Raw genomic sequence first — 15723 nt, 5'->3', positions numbered from 1 at the left:
GCATCGATGCTTTCGCATCTACGTTCTGCGTACTACCGGCCTAAATCAAACTGAAGGCCAGTTAAATTCCACCGGCCACAGATTTTGCGAAGCCTGATCGTAGGTATCCCACAATTGCTGAAAGGTTTTGCCTTCAACCGGATGCTCGGTATCCGGAGCCAGTTCGGATAACGGTAACAACACAAACGCATTTTTGAGAATCTCACCCCGCGGCAGATGAACACCATCCACTTCGCCGGTGAGATCATCAAACGTCAGGATATCGATATCCAGGGTACGCGCGCTGAACTTTGGCCCACTGCGCACTCGCCCGTTGTCATCTTCGATATTGCGCAGCTTCAGGGAAAGCTCGCCGACAGAAAGGTCGGTTTCGATGGCAGCGACCAAGTTGTAGAAGTTGTCGCCGTCGAAGCCAACCGCTTCGCTTTCGTACACCTGCGACATTTTCAGATCGCCAAATGCTTGCACCAGTGCGTCGAGACCGGCGCTCAGGTGTTTTTCACGATCGATATTACTGCCGAGACTCAGGTAGACGGTCGCCATGGTTCAGGCCTCCGCGCTTTGTTTGCTACCGCGCTCACTGGATCCCCCGCGCTCGCCGCGCTCTATTACCACGCCCACATCGCGGGCGCCGCGCACGGCGCCGGGCTTGGACAGGCGCAGTCGCAACCAGCTTACCTTGAACTCTTTACGCACAATGTCCGCGGCCTGTTCGGCCATGGTTTCCACCAGCAGAAATTCGCTACCCTCGATAAACGCAATCAGGCGTTTGGCCACGGCCTTGTAGTTGAGAGTGTGCTCGATATTGTCGGTGCGGGCAGCCTCGCGAATATCGAAGGCCATTTCCAGGTCCAGGCTGACGGTCTGGCGAACTTCCCGTTCCCAGTCGTAAATGCCGATAATGGTGTCGACCTTGAGATCGCGGATATAAACGATGTCCAAAAGCTGTCTCCTTTTATTCCGCTGCTATTTTTTTTGAGAAGAGTTGTTTTGCGCCGCGGTTGCATCGAGGGCGCCGGTCAATTCGGTCAGAGGCCAACGGGGGCGTACATCTATATCCAGTCCGGTGCGCTGTCCGGCCTTCAGCCGCAGGCAACCAGCGTAGGCAATCATGGCACCGTTGTCGGTGCAGAATTCCTGGCGCGGGTAGTACACGCTGCAGCCGTCCTCGGCGAGGCGCGCTTCCAGGCGCTGGCGCAGTAGTTTATTCGCCGACACGCCACCGGCGATTACCAGGGTTTTGCGCTTTGCTTGCTTGAGCGCACGGCGACATTTGATAACCAGTGTGTCCACCACCGCTTCCTGGAATGCCGCGGCGATATCCGCGCAGGTCTGCTCATCCGGCAAACCATCTTCCAGAGCGTGCTTCTGAACGGTGGTGAGGGTAAAGGTTTTCAGGCCCGAGAAGCTGAAATCGAGGCCGGGTCGGTCGGTCATCGGACGCGGGAAGGTAAACCGCAGCGGGTCACCCTTTTCCGCCAGTGCCGCAAGGCGCGGGCCGCCGGGGTAATCGAGATCCAGCATCTTGGCGGCCTTATCGAAGGCTTCGCCGGCCGCATCATCCAGGGATTCTCCCAGCAGCTCGTACTGGCCCAACCCCTGTACGTCCACCAGCTGGGTATGGCCACCGGAAACCAGCAGCGCCACGAATGGAAACTCTGGCGGATTGTCTTCCAGCATGGGCGCGAGCAGGTGACCTTCCATATGGTGAACGCCGATGGCCGGCACACCCCAGCCGTAGGCAATGGCGCGACCGGCACAGGCGCCTACCATCAGGGCACCGATCAGGCCGGGGCCGGCGGTATAGGCGACGCCATCGATCTGTTCCGGCTTGGTGTTGCTTTGCGCCATTACCTCGCGCACCAGCGGCAGCAGTTTGCGCACATGGTCGCGACTGGCCAGTTCCGGCACCACACCGCCGTAATCGGCGTGCAGTTTCACCTGACTATAAAGAGTGTGACCGAGCAGCCCCTGTTCACTGTCGTACAGGGCGACGCCGGTTTCATCACAGGATGTTTCTATGCCGAGTACTCGCACGGTGCCGGATACTTCCTCAAAAATTGCCTCAAAAACTGCCAATTAACCGGGTTGACCACAAAAACGGTCACATTGCCGATTCGGACCCGGTCGCGGGGGCGCTATCATACTCTCAGACGGACCAGAAATCCGCCGCACGGCCAGGCTGGCGGGGGAAATCAGGACTATATTTACCTGCCTTTCCACCGACCCCGCTGCCCTGTGGCCCGCATATTACTCACGTGATCTTCGGGGTCACAGTTGATTGACGGGTTTAGGTCCGCAAGGCTTGCGAAGGCCAAATCATCTGTATAGAATTTGCGCCCTCGCTGTGAACCGGCCTCCGGCCTGATCTGCGAGATCAACGTTAGCCGGATAGGCCCCGCCAGTTCCACACGAGCCATGCTCAATGGATTCTGGCCGAGAGAAACAATTTTACAGGTAATCTAATGCCATCAGTACGCATCAAAGACAACGAGCCATTTGACATCGCTCTGCGCCGCTTCAAGCGCTCCTGCGAGAAAGCCGGTGTACTCTCCGAAGTACGTCGTCGTGAGTTTTACGAGAAGCCCACTTCCGTTCGCAAGCGCAAGGCTGCTGCCGCTGTTAAGCGTCACGCCAAAAAACTGCAGCGCGAAAACCGCAAGTTCCAGCGTCTCTACTGAGTTTTACCGGGCTTAAGTCCGGTCTCTCGCTCACAGCACGCTGACGCGAACGCGGTTCGCAATCTGAAACGGCGCCCGAGGCTACCTCGCGCGCCGTTTTCTATTTCTGGGACCCTTTCAGCAACTCTCAGAAATTCTGCCACTTCAGCAGCACCCCTGCAGGCGCTATGCTTAGCCGCCTGAAACCGAATTCTTACTTCCGCAACCAGAACGGACGACACCCGATGAGCACACTCAAGGAAACCCTCTCCGCCGCCACCAAAGACGCCATGAAGAACCGCGACAAAGCGCGCCTGGCGACTCTGCGACTGATCAATGCGGAGGTTAAGCGGGTAGAGGTGGACGAGCGTATCGAGCTGGACGATGCGCGCATCCTGGCCCTGCTGGACAAGATGACCAAGCAGCGCCGCGACTCCATCACCCAGTACGAAAAGGCGGGCCGTCCGGAGCTGGCGGAAGTGGAGCAGCAGGAAATTGACGTGATTCAGGATTTCCTGCCGGAGCAGTTGTCCGAAGCCGAGATTCAGGAAATCGTCACCGCCGCGGTCAAAGAGACCGGCGCCAGCAGTATGGCGGATATGGGCAAGGTAATGGCACTGGTTAAACCCCAGGTTCAGGGCCGTGCCGATATGGGCGCGGTCAGCAAGTTTGTAAAAGCTTCTTTCTAACCGAGCTTTTATGGCAGGCAAGATCCCGCAGTATTTTATCGACGATCTGTTGGCCCGCGCCGACATAGTTCCGGTCGTCGATAGCCGGGTCAAACTGCGCAAGACAGGGAAAAACTATTCCGCCTGCTGCCCATTTCACGACGAAAAAACCCCCTCTTTCACCGTAAGCCCGGACAAGCAGTTCTATTACTGCTTCGGCTGCGGTGCCAGCGGCAATGCGGTCGGCTTCCTCATGGAATACGACCGCCTGCCCTTCCCGGAAGCGGTCGAAAAACTCGCCGCCAGCCTCAGCCTGGAAGTCCCGCGGGAAAAACTCGACGCAGGCCAGGTCAAGCGCCAGCAGGAGAGCCAGTCGCTCTACCAGCTGACCGAAAAGGCCGCCAACTTTTACCGGGAAAAACTCAGGGACCACAAGGTCTCCACCCCGGCCATCACCTACCTGAAAAACCGCGGCCTGTCCGGCGCCGTGTGCAAGGAATTTGGCATTGGCCTTGCCCCTCCCGGCTGGGACAACCTGCTTAACCAGCTGGGCACCAGCTCGGAAAAGGCAGAACATCTGGAGCTGGCAGGTCTCGCCATCCGCCGCCAGGACAGCGACGGCTCCGTCAATCAGAGAGAGGGGGGAAAGGTCGAACCGGGCAAGCGCCACCACTACGACCGCTTCCGCAACCGCATCATGTTCCCGATCCGCGATCAGCGCGGGCGCACCATCGCGTTCGGCGGCCGGGTGCTGGGGGACGACAAGCCCAAATATCTGAACTCCCCGGAAACCCCGATCTTCCACAAGGGCCGTGAGCTCTATGGACTGTGGGAAGCGCGCCAGGCCAACCGCGAGCTGAAACGGCTGATCGTGGTGGAAGGCTATATGGACGTGGTGGCCCTGGCCCAGTTCGATATCCGCTGCGCCGTCGCCACTCTAGGCACCGCCTGCGGTGAAGACCATATCCAGCTGGCCTTCCGCCACACCCAGGAACTGGTGTTCTGCTTCGACGGCGACAAGGCCGGCCGCACCGCCGCCCGCCGCGCCCTGGAAGCGGCACTGCCGCATATGCAGGACGGCCGCAGCCTGCGCTTTCTGCTGCTGCCGGAAGGGGAAGATCCGGACACCCTGGTGCGCCAGATTGGCGGCGAGCGCTTCGACAAACTGATCGACGAACAGGGCCGCCCGCTGGAGGACTTCCTGTTCGACCTGCTGGGCGAGGGCATCAATATCCAGACCATGGACGGCCGCGCGCGCCTGTCCAAGGCCGCCGCCCCGCTGCTCGACCTGCTGCCCAAAGGCGTCTACCGCCAGCTAATGTTCCAGCAACTGGCGCGGCGTACCGGTCTCGAGCAGGACATGCTGGAAGAAATCATCGCCGCGGAAAAAGCCCGCAGTGCCGAACTCGCCCGCCAGGCCCAGCCCGCGCCAAAACCGGCGCAGAAGCAGGCCCCCAAGCCGGCCGCTGCAACCGCACCAACTGGCGAATTGCCTCCGCCCCTTTTCGGCGACGAAGCGCCCCCCGCGGAAGCCTACGACGGCCCACCGCTCGATTACGAATACGACCAGGGCCCACCCGATTACCCGGACGATACGACCGCGAGCACGCTGCCGCGCCGCCGCAGCGGCCAGTACCGCCTGCCCGCCGAGCGCATGCTGATCGCCCTACTGCTCCACCACCCCCAGCTTGCGGAGTTGATCGACGACAGCAGCCGCTTCGGCGACAGCCACGACGCCGATCTGCAATTGTTCGGCGAGATCCTGCAGGTCCTGCACAAGAACCCCGGCCTCAATAGCAATCAGCTATTCGGCCGTCTAATGAACCTGGAAAGCAAGGAAGCCAGAGAGCTGCTGCCCCGCCTCGCCATGAGCCACCCGATCATCGGCGGCCAGGGCCAGGTGCTGGAATACGACCCGCACACCGAATTCAGCGACTGCCTGCGTACCCTCGATATCGCGGCGGAACGCCAGCGCAAGCGCGGCCTGCTGGACCAGCTCAAGACCAACGGCAACCAGCTGAGCGCCGAGCAACTGGCACTGCTGGCGCAGTTTCGCCCGAAGAAAGACTAAAGCCGAAGCGAAGGTGCCGATACCGGGTATACCTTTGTGAGACCTTCACCGCCATGGATGGCGGTGCAGAGCCCCCAGGGACGGGTTCACGGCGTGTCTCACAAAGGTATACCCGGTAGCGGCGCTGCCACAAAAGCAATTCAAAACTACCCCTTGAAATCCCATGCGCCATCACCATATAGACTGACCCGCCGCCCAAAGCGGCTGGAAGCCAAAGACAAGCGCGCCCGGACGCCCTGAACCACGCCTTCTGCCTTGACAGTCACAGTGGTTATTGCTATCGCAAATACGCTATAATCCCGCGTCTTTGTCCGACGAAAAGCCCAGACAAAAGTCCCGATTATCAATCCCCAGAATTCAGGGTTGTGCATGACCGACAAAACCCAGCAGCAAAAGACCACCTCCCGCATTCGCGAACTGATTGCCCGCGGCAAAGAGCAGGGCTATCTCACCTATGCGGAAGTGAATGACCACCTGCCGGAGGACATCTCCGATCCCGATCAGGTGGAAGACATCATCGGCATGATCAACGACATGGGCATCAAGGTGTTTGAACAAGCACCGGATGCCGAAGAACTGTTGATGGCCGAAGGCGACAGCTCCGCCGACGAAATCGCCGCCGCCGAAGCCGCCGCCGCGCTTGCCGCCGTAGAATCCGATGTGGGCCGCACCACCGACCCCGTGCGCATGTACATGCGCGAAATGGGTACCGTGGAACTGCTTACCCGCGAGGGCGAGATCGCTATCGCCAAGCGTATCGAAGAAGGCCTGCGTGAACTGATGGCCGCCCTCGCCTACTGGCCGGGCGCGGTGCAGCAGATCATCGACGAGTACGCACTGATCGAAAAAGAAGAGCGCCGTATCCCCGACGTGATCGCCGGCTGGCTCGACCCTGCCGACGAAGTGCCCCCGGGTGCCCAGGCCGGCCAGGCTGCCGAAGCCAAGAAAGCCGAAGAAAAAAAGGACAGTGACGAAGAGTCCGACGGCGACGATGACGATGACGACGATTCCTCTGAGGAAGAGGAAAACGTCGGCGGTATCGATCCGGAAGAACTGGCCGAGCGCATGAATGCACTGATCGCCGCGCAGAAGAAAGCCGATGCCGCGGTGAAGAAGCACGGCCGCGACTCCAAAGAGGCCGGCGAGGCCATGGAAGCCGTGGGCGACGTATTCCGCTTCTTCAAACTGGCTCCGCGCCAGTTCGATCCGCTGTACAACGCCGTTCGCAGCATCCTCGACGACGTGCGCGCGCAAGAACGCCTGGTGATGAACCTGTGCATCAAGCGTGCCCGTATGCCGCGCAAGACCTTCATCAAGGAGTTCCCCGGCAACGAAACCAATCTTGACTGGATCCCCGCGATCATCAAGAAAAAGCGCGATTACTCCGACGCCCTGCGCCAGGTCGTCGACGAGATCCAGCGCGCCCAGCGCAAACTGCAGCAGGCTCAGGACAAAGCCCAGTTGGACGTCGGCCAGATCAAAGAGATCAACCGCCGCATGTCCATCGGTGAGGCCCGCTCCCGTCGCGCCAAGAAAGAAATGGTCGAGGCCAACCTGCGTCTGGTTATTTCCATCGCCAAGAAGTACACCAACCGCGGCCTGCAGTTCCTGGACCTGATTCAGGAAGGCAACATCGGCCTGATGAAGGCGGTGGACAAGTTCGAATACCGTCGCGGTTACAAGTTCTCCACCTACGCCACCTGGTGGATTCGCCAGGCGATCACCCGCTCCATCGCAGACCAGGCGCGTACCATCCGTATTCCGGTGCATATGATTGAGACCATCAACAAGCTCAATCGGATCAGCCGCCAGATGCTGCAGGAGATGGGCCGCGAGCCGACCCCGGAAGAGCTGGGCGAGCGCATGGAAATGCCGGAAGACAAGGTGCGCAAGGTCCTGAAGATCGCCAAAGAGCCGATCTCCATGGAAACGCCGATCGGTGACGATGAAGACTCCCACCTGGGCGACTTTATCGAAGACCAGAACCAGTCTTCGCCGATCGACACCGCGACTTCCACCGGTCTGCACGATGCCACTCGCTCCGTGCTGTCCGGACTGACCGCACGGGAAGCCAAGGTACTGCGCATGCGTTTCGGTATCGACATGAACACCGACCACACCCTCGAGGAAGTGGGCAAACAGTTCGACGTTACCCGTGAGCGTATCCGTCAGATCGAAGCCAAGGCGTTACGCAAGCTGCGTCACCCCTCGCGCTCCGAACACCTGCGTAGCTTCCTCGACGAGTAAGCCTTGTTACTCGGTCTATAATGAAAAAGCCCGGCTCGCCGGGCTTTTTTGTGGATGTCGGAATTATTACAAACCGATGAAGCCACTTGAATCAACGCGCGCCTCACGCAAAACTCATGTAAACATTGGGAGATTTTCAGAGAGCAATGGAAGAGCAGTTTGTGAATAAGCCCGGCAAAACCGGTATTTCCCGCCTGATCGATGCCACCGAATATTCCCGCCAGGGTCTGATCGCCACCTGGCGCAACGAGGCCGCCTTCCGCCAGGAAGTCTCCCTCGCTATTTTCCTGATTCCCGCCGCCATCTGGCTCGGCGAAACTGGTGTCGAGCGCGCATTGCTGATTGGTGTCACCATGCTGGTGATGATTGTCGAGCTGTTGAACAGTGCCGTGGAAGCGGTGGTGGACCGCGTCGGCCCGGAAAAACATCCCCTGTCCAAAATCGCCAAAGATACCGGCTCCGCCGCGGTATCCATTTCCCTGCTGCTGTGGATAAGTACCTGGGCCTGTATTCTGCTTCCCCGCTGGCTCACCTGAATCCATCGCTGAGAATGAACAAATGCCTGTAACCACCACGCGGGTTACAGGCGGGTGACGAGGCAGGATTGCCCGTCAATATTCGCGACCAATTGCCGCGGCCCGCGGCAGACACTCCCCCTCCGGCCTAGACTTCTGGTACCCGAGTACCACCCGGGACATCCCCAATAGAGCGCAACGGATCTGCGCTTAGCAATAATATTCAGGGACGGAAGCATGTCGACTCTTCGACTGGCCCGCGGCGTCTTCGCCCGCGCCAAAACCCCATTGATTACCCCGCTGGCCCTCTTCAGTGCGCTCTTGTCACCTTTGCTCCACGGGCAGGTAGTGCTGGGGAGCGGTGACGATTCCTACACCCTTACCAGCAGCCACAACGCCAGCCGCATCGCCGGCGCGCTGATCGACGGCGGACAAGGGTTCGACACCCTGACGCTTCACAACGTCACCCTGCAAAACCCCTCGCGCCTGCAGCACTGGGAGTCGATACAGCTGCAAAGTAGTGCGCAACTGACACTGGACACCCCACTGGTGCTCGGTGACAGCGGCGGCCATCCGGGCCACCTGCAGGTTGACAGCAGCAGCACCCTGCTGCTCCCCTACTTCAGTGGCACTCTCGCACCGTACGATTCACAGTCGGTAACCCTGACCAACCACGGGTTTATCGACATGCGCGGCAACACCGCCAATCGTCTGACAATCCATGGGGACTACCGGGGTAGCGGCACCATCCATATGGATATGGTGGCGGAAGGAGATGACAGCCTCGCCGATCGACTGGTACTGCACGGCGGCCACGCCAGTGGACACACCCGGCTGATATTCAATCGTCTCGCCGGCCACGGCGCCGAAACCCAGGACGGCATCCTTGTGGTAGAAGCCCTGAGCGGTGCCACCACCAGCCACAACGCATTTTTCATGAACGGCTCGGTGTCCGCCGGCCCCTATGAATACTTCCTGTTCCGCGGCGCCAGCTCCCCGGAAGACGCTGACAACTGGTACCTGCGCTCCACCATACTCCCCGGCGATAACAACGCTGCCCCTCAAGGCATCGAAGAGTCCTACGACGTATTGGCCTTCACCAGTGCCGACCGTATTTCCATGGGCAGTGCGAGCCCGGCGCCAGCTTCCCAGGTCAGTGCCATCAACACGCTAGCGGCACAGCCGGGCGATGCACCGGTGCGTATCTACCGCCCGGAAATCCCGCTTTATGCTCAGGCAAAATCCCTGGCGCGCCTCACTTCCCTGCAGGAAATCGGCAGCTACCACAAACGACGCGGTGAGCAGCGCAGCTGGTTTGACGGGATCAACGACGACTGGATTCGCGTGCATCATATGCGCGCCGACTACCACTGGCGCGGCGATATCGACAACCGCTTTGACGGCGACATCAGCGGCTTCCAGCTCGGCACCAACCTCTGGTCCGCCCCTACCTGCACCGGCGGCGCCCGGGAAATGGGTGTGTTTGCGGGCTCCACCCGCGCCAGTGGTGACGTAACCGGCTTCGCCCGCGGATTCAACGATTACAGCGCCGGCCACAACCAGCTCACCAGCCACCATCTCGGCTACTACTTCAACGACTACCGCCCGGACATGGGCTACTTCGATTTCACCGCCAAAGTGGCCTACCTCAAGCTCGACAGCGAATCGTCCCGCGGCGTTGGCGATACCATTACCGGTCCACAGCTCACCCTGTCCGCGGAAAAAGGCTTCACCTGGCAGGCCACCGACGCCTTCAATCTTGAGCCGCAATTACAGGTTGTGGTCAATTACAGCAACCTGAGCGCCTTCGACGACGGTATCTCCCTGGTAGAGCCGGATATGACCCCGGAGGCCAACTTCCGCGCCGGTATTCGCGGTTACAACGTGGACAGCCAGTGGCTGGATGGCAACCTGCGCTTCTACCTGTTCGGCAACGTCTGGCACACCCTCGGTGGCAATGACCAACTGCTTTTTGATCTGGAGATACAGACCAACCTGGACCGGCAGGCCACCTGGGGAGAAATTGGCGGGGGCGTGGTGTTAATGGAGAGCGAGTACGGCAGCGCCTTCCTGAATGTGGGCTACCAGCGCTCCCTGGACGACCTGAACTGGTCCGGCAGCAACGCCAACCTGGGCTTCAACTGGGCCTGGTGAAGAATCTGGCGCAACGCAGGAGCCGCGCCAGAGCGTTGATTTCACGGAAAAAATCGAGTACTTTGCCATCCCGCTCGCAGGTCCCTGCGAGCACCTGTGGGGGCCTTTAGCTCAGTTGGTTAGAGCATCCGACTCATAATCGGCAGGTCCTGGGTTCAAGTCCCGGAAGGCCCACCATATTTACCCCGAGCTTTTCACTTCGAACCCGTCGGATGCCGACTCACCTCTCTACCCGAAAACGGGCAGGTCCTGGGTTCAAGTCCCGGAAGGACCATATTTACCCCAAGCTTTTCACTTCGAATCCGTCGGATGCCGACTCATCTCTCTACCCGAAAACCGGGCAGGCCCTGGGTTCAAGTCCCGGAAGGCCCACCATATTTACCCCAAGCTTTTCACTTCGAATCCGTCGGATGCCGACTCATCTCTCTACCCGAAATCCGGGCAGGCCCTGGGTTCAAGTCCCGGAAGGCCCACCATTTTTTCTTACTTTCCCCCTTCTCTCCTGCGCCCTTACCATCTATCTCGCTCACGCAAATTGAGATTACTATCTCTCGAAAGTATTCAAAGACACAGCGGGGCCAGCCCAATGACCGAGCATAAAATCTTTTCCATGCCCTTCGCCAAGGTCTACCCCATGTATATCCAGAAAGCCGAACGGAAAGGGCACACAAAAGCCGAGGTGGATGAGATTATCTGCTGGCTGACCGGTTACGACGCCGCTGGCTTGCAGCAACAGGTCGATCAGGAAAAGGACTTCAAAACCTTCTTCGCCGAGGCACCTGCAATGCATCCGAATATTGCGCTGATCAAGGGCGTGGTATGTGGCGTTCGGGTAGAGGAGGTGGAGGATCCACTGATGCGAAAAATCCGCTACCTGGACAAGCTGGTGGATGAGCTTGCCAAGGGCAAGGCGATGGAAAAAATCCTGCGCCGCTAGGCCGGCACAGGATTTTCAGGTTACCCGCTTACTGCTGCGGCAAGCGGTTTACAGCGGGCGCGCAACCAGCGCCAGTTCGGCATCCTGCTGCAGTACGGCCCACCACTGGTTTGGCGCCGCCGGGTCGATGCCCACCAGGGGCTGCTCTTCACAACCCGCGACACGCTCCGGTGCGCTGTCGAGGAAGCTGTCCTGCCACGAAGCCTCCACCACACACATGGGCTCGGCCAGGGGCAACCATTCGGTGCCAGCGCGCATGGACAGGATCAGACTTTCATCCGCGCTCTCCGGACCGGTAAAGTCCAGCACATAGCGGTCGGATACGGCAGTGCCGAGATCCCAGGACTGGCTGGCGGTTTCCGGCAGTACCACCGGAGGTTTCTCGCCGCCATCCGGGCGGCTCATGGGCAGTCCGCTGTCTGCCTGAATATCTTTCAACACGCCGTAGTCGTCCTGATAAACACCGGTCTGATTCTGCGTGCCGCTGACGATCAGGATGTCCGATGCGGTTTCATCCGTGGCGGCAAGCCAGCTCAGGGTGACATGCTCCTTCAGATCGATGGTGGTTTCCGGAATGATCAGCTCGTCATTTTCGTAGTCCGGCGCGGCACGCAGCGGGCTGTTCAGGTTCGGCGTCCAGTTTTCGTGATACTGGTACAACCACTGATAGGCAAGGCGCATCAGGTCGTTGAGAGATTCCGCGCGGGACAGTCCCGGGGTAAAGCCCATATCCCGGGTGCGGGTGTCGGTGCGATTGAAGGTCTGGTTGCGGCCGCCCATCAATTTCGCATAGCCACCCTGTGGTGCCAGACATTCGTTAGTGCGGTACTCCGGCTGCAACACCAGCGCGGAGCGAGTGCCTTCGGGAATCGCATCCGGATAGATCACTGTTTCGCAGCGATTGGTGGTGCGGGAGAAATGGTCTCCCAGTTTCCAGTCTGCATCGAAGGCATAGGACGCATCATTACCTTTGGCCGTGTGTGGGGCAAAGTAGGATACGTAATCCACACGCGGGCCCTGGAAAGTGAGGATGGACGAGTTTACGTCGTAGGCCTCGGAACCACTGGAGTAGGTGGCGTTTTTCTGGGACACGATCATCTGCACCAGATCGCGCTCGCCGTAGCGGAACTCATAACCTTTATAGGATGCATTGCCCGCGATAATTTGGGTGTACACGTCCATACGGTAATTGCCACCGGCGGGGGTAGAACTGGAAGGCAGGGTGTTGAGTGCGGTCTTGGCGGAGATGATGGAGCGCTGGTACTGGTGCTCGTGGCCCTGCACATAAATCACATCGTGGTCGGCAAAGAACTCGCGAATCTGCGGCTGCACCTGGTAAACCCAGTTATCGTCCTTGGTACCTTCAACGATCTGCTCGCGGGTCTGACCATACTTGGCGCCGATCAGTCCATCGTGGCTTGCGACCACAATGTGGTCCACGTTTTCCTGTTGTTCATAGACCACCTGTTTGATCCATTCAAACGCAATCGGCAGGTTGTAATAGGCGAGGCCGATCACCAGAACATTCTCACGCACCACGTAATAGTTGACCCACTCGTAGCCCGGCATATGCACCGCGTCCGCGGGGATGAAGTCTCGCATATTCTCGATCCACTCGACGGTATAGGCATAACTGGTTTCGTGATTGCCCATCACCGGCAGGAACTCAATGCCTTTTTCTGCATAGGCATCGGCGATGGAGCGCCACTCCGCGAACTCGACTTCAGAACCGTGATCGGTGAGGTCACCGAGCGCGAGCACCATATCCACATCGTTCGCTTGCTGGTGCTTCAGCAATTCTCCCATCGGGTGCAGTGATACGTGTGCCTGGCCTTCACTATCGGTTCCGCCCTGGGTGTCCGGCAACAGACCTATACGAAATACCGGTGCGGGAGGTGTGCTTTCCTCGGCCGCCTCCTCCTCATCGGTCTCGGGTTCAGTCTCCGGTTGCTCATTGACCTCTTCCGGGGTAGTTGGCGTATTGGAACTTCCGCTGCCGGAATCACAGCCGGACATCAGGTTCGTAAATACCACCAGCAGAAGAGCTGGCAGGATGAAATTTGATTTAAACAAGTGACCCCCACTTACATTCGCTTCAATTTATTGGATTTTCAAAAACCACAGGCTTTCGAGAAGATCGCGCCGTATTGAAGCGAGAGAAGGTGAAGGTTTAGCTTCTGTTAGATGAACTTTTTACATTACGAATTGGACAAATTCCTACAATTCAACCGTGAAAATTATGCTAGGGAAAGCCACGGAATTAGCCTGCCGGACGCTCGCGCAGACGCAGAATGGCAAGCGTAATCAGCGTGAAGGCGAGTACAGGAAATGAAGTCCACAACACGGTATTCCAGCCAAAGGCACTCAGAATTCCTCCCGAGGCAAAGGACCCCACGGCCATTAGCCCGAAAACCATAAAATCGTTCGCCGACTGGACACGTGTTTTCTCCTCTTCATCGTGACACTGAAGCACCAGTGCCGAAGCACCGAGAAAACCGAAGTTCCAGCCGAGCCCGAGCAAGATCAATGTCCACCAGAAATGGGACACATCCATCCCGAAAAGCCCGACCGCCGCAGAAATTCCGATCAGTAACAGACCAACCATCATCACCTGCTCCGCACCGAAGCGCGCGATCAGTTTTCCAGTAAAAAAACTCGGCGCGAACATCGCAATAACATGCCACTGCAGGCCGAGATTTGACGACTCGGTGGAGTGCCCATGCATATGCATGGCCAGGGGGGCTGCGGTCATCAGAAAATTCATCAAGGTGTAGGAGATAGCACCACAGGCAACGGCCGCGATAAATTTCGGCTGTTTCAGAATGATTCGCAGCGGGCGCCCACCACTGCGCACCTGGCCGCTGGGTCGCGGCAGTTGCACCCCGAGAAGAATGACCGCGCAAAGGGCCGCGACGCCCGCTTGTGCGTAAAACGTTGCGACGAACATGGGCTCTGGCAATAGATGCATGGTCCAGTTGACCAGCTGCGGCCCCACCACTCCAGCCGCCACACCGCCGGCCATTACCAGTGAAAGCGCCTGTGCCTTGCGCGCAGGCGCCACACCGTCGGCCGCGGCAAACCGAAAAGAAAGAACAACCGCCGCATAGGCGCCGCCCAACAGGGTGGAAAGGCAGTACAGCCAGAATCCGGTCACCTCACCGATCATGACCGCAATCACCGCAACCAGGCCCGCCAGGACGCCGGCGCCGGAACCAATCAAAAATGCCGCACGCCGCCCATAGCGACCGGCAATGACACCGGCCGGCAGGGTACACAGCGTCATCCCCACCACAAATAGGGTCAGCGGAAGAGTGGCGAGAATTGGCAGCGGTGCCAGCGTATGACCAACAATGCCGCCTACCGCGTAGGGCACAATCGAGTTGGCCCCAGCCAGGGCCTGGGCGATGGCTAGCCGCCAGGTATTGCTGCGTTGAACGCGCGCACTTAAGAGCGGTGACGACTCGTACGGGGTGGAACTGGCAGCTTGCATTTTTGGGTACTCAATATACGTGCGGTAGGCGGCGTGGAAAATCGCTTCAGGTTACTGGAAGCGCTCGCGCACAACCCCTTTCAGTTTCGCCGCAGGGATGGTCAATTCAATCTCACCCATGGAATAGGGCCCCAGGGCATACACCCCATAGAGCAAAACCAGGCCATCTTCCGTCAGCCGAAAGTCTTCGGTACGGCTAAACGGCCAGTTCTGCAGAAAGTCTTCGTTCACCTGTTGGGTTTCCAGCCATTGCCCGTGTGCAACTTCTGCCAGTTTCCAGAAGGCGCTCTCCTGGCCAGACACGAGTACATCGTTCAGCGTCAATTGCGAGTCATTCGCAAGGTCCCAGTTCAGCCAGCGGCTGACCGGCATACCGTGTGCACCGCCGCTATACAGATAGCTGTCAATTTCAATGGTCACTACATCGCCGCGGCGCGCCAGCTGCTTTGCGTTCCCGGTCAGCTGCCACTGGGCGGCCGATGCTATGGTCACGGCGGCGGCATCGTCGAGAAACTTCTGCGCCACCATTTCCAGGGACTCAAGGGGGGCATCGGGCGATTCACCGGTGCCCTGCAACTGGGTGAGCATCTGCCGATAGATCGCATCGTTCATTGACGCCTGACCGGAAAACGCTTCCCACTGAATTGCCACAGATGCACATTTATCCGGTGATGTGCAGTCGGGCTCGAGCATCTCCAGCGATCTCACCTGGGATTCCAGCTTGGCGGGTACCGCAGACTGCTCTTGCCCGCGCTCACAGGCACTCAGGCCGAACGCAAGGATGAGAGCCAATACCACTGAGCCGCTGACGCGCAATCTATGTGGCGGGAATTCAAACAACATACATTCTCCGTACTGGTTTGATATAGGAAAAGTGCACAGAGCATATGTAGCCACGATCTCTCTCGCAAGCGACTTTATCGTGTTAAAGTAAGCGGTTCGATTGGCGCGACCCGGCAAAACACAGAACCTCCGGAGCTT

13 protein-coding genes and 1 tRNA gene are annotated in these 15723 nt (G+C 58.9%); 8 read left to right on the top strand and 6 right to left on the bottom strand.

What is annotated here, in order from left to right; genetic code table 11:
- Positions 1-45: 45 nt before the first annotated feature.
- From folK to tsaD, 3 genes are read right to left on the bottom strand one after another with little or no spacing between them, the layout of a single operon-like run.
- Positions 46-543, bottom strand: coding sequence for a 2-amino-4-hydroxy-6-hydroxymethyldihydropteridine diphosphokinase (gene folK / locus ACXAG1_RS04360; RefSeq protein WP_475119036.1), 498 nt, complete (start codon positions 541-543; stop codon positions 46-48).
- Between the two features lie 3 nt (positions 544-546).
- On the bottom strand, positions 547-942 hold the full coding sequence (gene folB / locus ACXAG1_RS04355) for a dihydroneopterin aldolase (protein WP_475119035.1): 396 nt from the start codon (positions 940-942) through the stop codon (positions 547-549).
- 24 nt (positions 943-966) lie between these two features.
- Complete coding sequence (gene tsaD, locus ACXAG1_RS04350; RefSeq protein ID WP_475119337.1) at positions 967-2037, bottom strand: tRNA (adenosine(37)-N6)-threonylcarbamoyltransferase complex transferase subunit TsaD; 1071 nt, start codon at positions 2035-2037, stop codon at positions 967-969.
- 428 nt (positions 2038-2465) lie between these two features.
- On the opposite strand from tsaD, the gene rpsU reads away from it, so the two are divergent.
- The 8 genes from rpsU (at position 2466) to ACXAG1_RS04310 (ending at position 11252) form a co-directional block, all read left to right on the top strand.
- Complete coding sequence (gene rpsU / locus ACXAG1_RS04345) at positions 2466-2681, top strand: 30S ribosomal protein S21 (protein ID WP_043319591.1); 216 nt, start codon at positions 2466-2468, stop codon at positions 2679-2681.
- A 224-nt stretch (positions 2682-2905) separates the two neighbouring features.
- Positions 2906-3349: a GatB/YqeY domain-containing protein gene (locus ACXAG1_RS04340; RefSeq protein ID WP_475091632.1), complete on the top strand. Its 444-nt coding sequence runs from the start codon at positions 2906-2908 to the stop codon at positions 3347-3349.
- Between the two features lie 10 nt (positions 3350-3359).
- The gene (gene dnaG, locus ACXAG1_RS04335; RefSeq protein WP_475119034.1) at positions 3360-5399 is read left to right on the top strand and encodes a DNA primase; all 2040 of its coding nucleotides are present in this window, start codon (positions 3360-3362) and stop codon (positions 5397-5399) included.
- Between the two features lie 369 nt (positions 5400-5768).
- Complete coding sequence (gene rpoD, locus ACXAG1_RS04330) at positions 5769-7646, top strand: RNA polymerase sigma factor RpoD (protein WP_475091630.1); 1878 nt, start codon at positions 5769-5771, stop codon at positions 7644-7646.
- A gap of 146 nt (positions 7647-7792) precedes the next feature.
- On the top strand, positions 7793-8182 hold the full coding sequence (locus ACXAG1_RS04325; protein WP_475091629.1) for a diacylglycerol kinase: 390 nt from the start codon (positions 7793-7795) through the stop codon (positions 8180-8182).
- Positions 8183-8398: 216 nt separating this feature from the next.
- Positions 8399-10315, top strand: coding sequence for an autotransporter family protein (locus ACXAG1_RS04320; protein WP_475119033.1), 1917 nt, complete (start codon positions 8399-8401; stop codon positions 10313-10315).
- 100 nt (positions 10316-10415) lie between these two features.
- Positions 10416-10492 (top strand) — tRNA-Ile (locus ACXAG1_RS04315).
- A 409-nt stretch (positions 10493-10901) separates the two neighbouring features.
- Positions 10902-11252: a DUF2200 domain-containing protein gene (locus tag ACXAG1_RS04310; RefSeq protein WP_475119032.1), complete on the top strand. Its 351-nt coding sequence runs from the start codon at positions 10902-10904 to the stop codon at positions 11250-11252.
- A 48-nt stretch (positions 11253-11300) separates the two neighbouring features.
- On the opposite strand, the gene ACXAG1_RS04305 is transcribed toward ACXAG1_RS04310, so the two are convergent.
- The 3 genes from ACXAG1_RS04305 to ACXAG1_RS04295 form a co-directional block, all read right to left on the bottom strand.
- A complete protein-coding gene (locus ACXAG1_RS04305) occupies positions 11301-13325 on the bottom strand; it encodes a metallophosphoesterase family protein (protein WP_475119031.1) in 2025 nt (674 codons plus the stop codon).
- A 187-nt stretch (positions 13326-13512) separates the two neighbouring features.
- Positions 13513-14742, bottom strand: a complete 1230-nt coding sequence (locus ACXAG1_RS04300; RefSeq protein ID WP_475091625.1) for an MFS transporter — start codon at positions 14740-14742, stop codon at positions 13513-13515.
- Positions 14743-14793: 51 nt separating this feature from the next.
- Positions 14794-15585, bottom strand: coding sequence for a DUF3298 and DUF4163 domain-containing protein (locus ACXAG1_RS04295; protein ID WP_475119030.1), 792 nt, complete (start codon positions 15583-15585; stop codon positions 14794-14796).
- Between the last annotated feature and the right edge of the window lie 138 nt (positions 15586-15723).

Source organism: Microbulbifer sp. ABE4_465 (assembly GCF_056160765.1).
The sequence above is the reverse complement of the archived record's forward strand: the minus strand, read 5'-3'. Positions and strand labels throughout refer to the sequence as shown.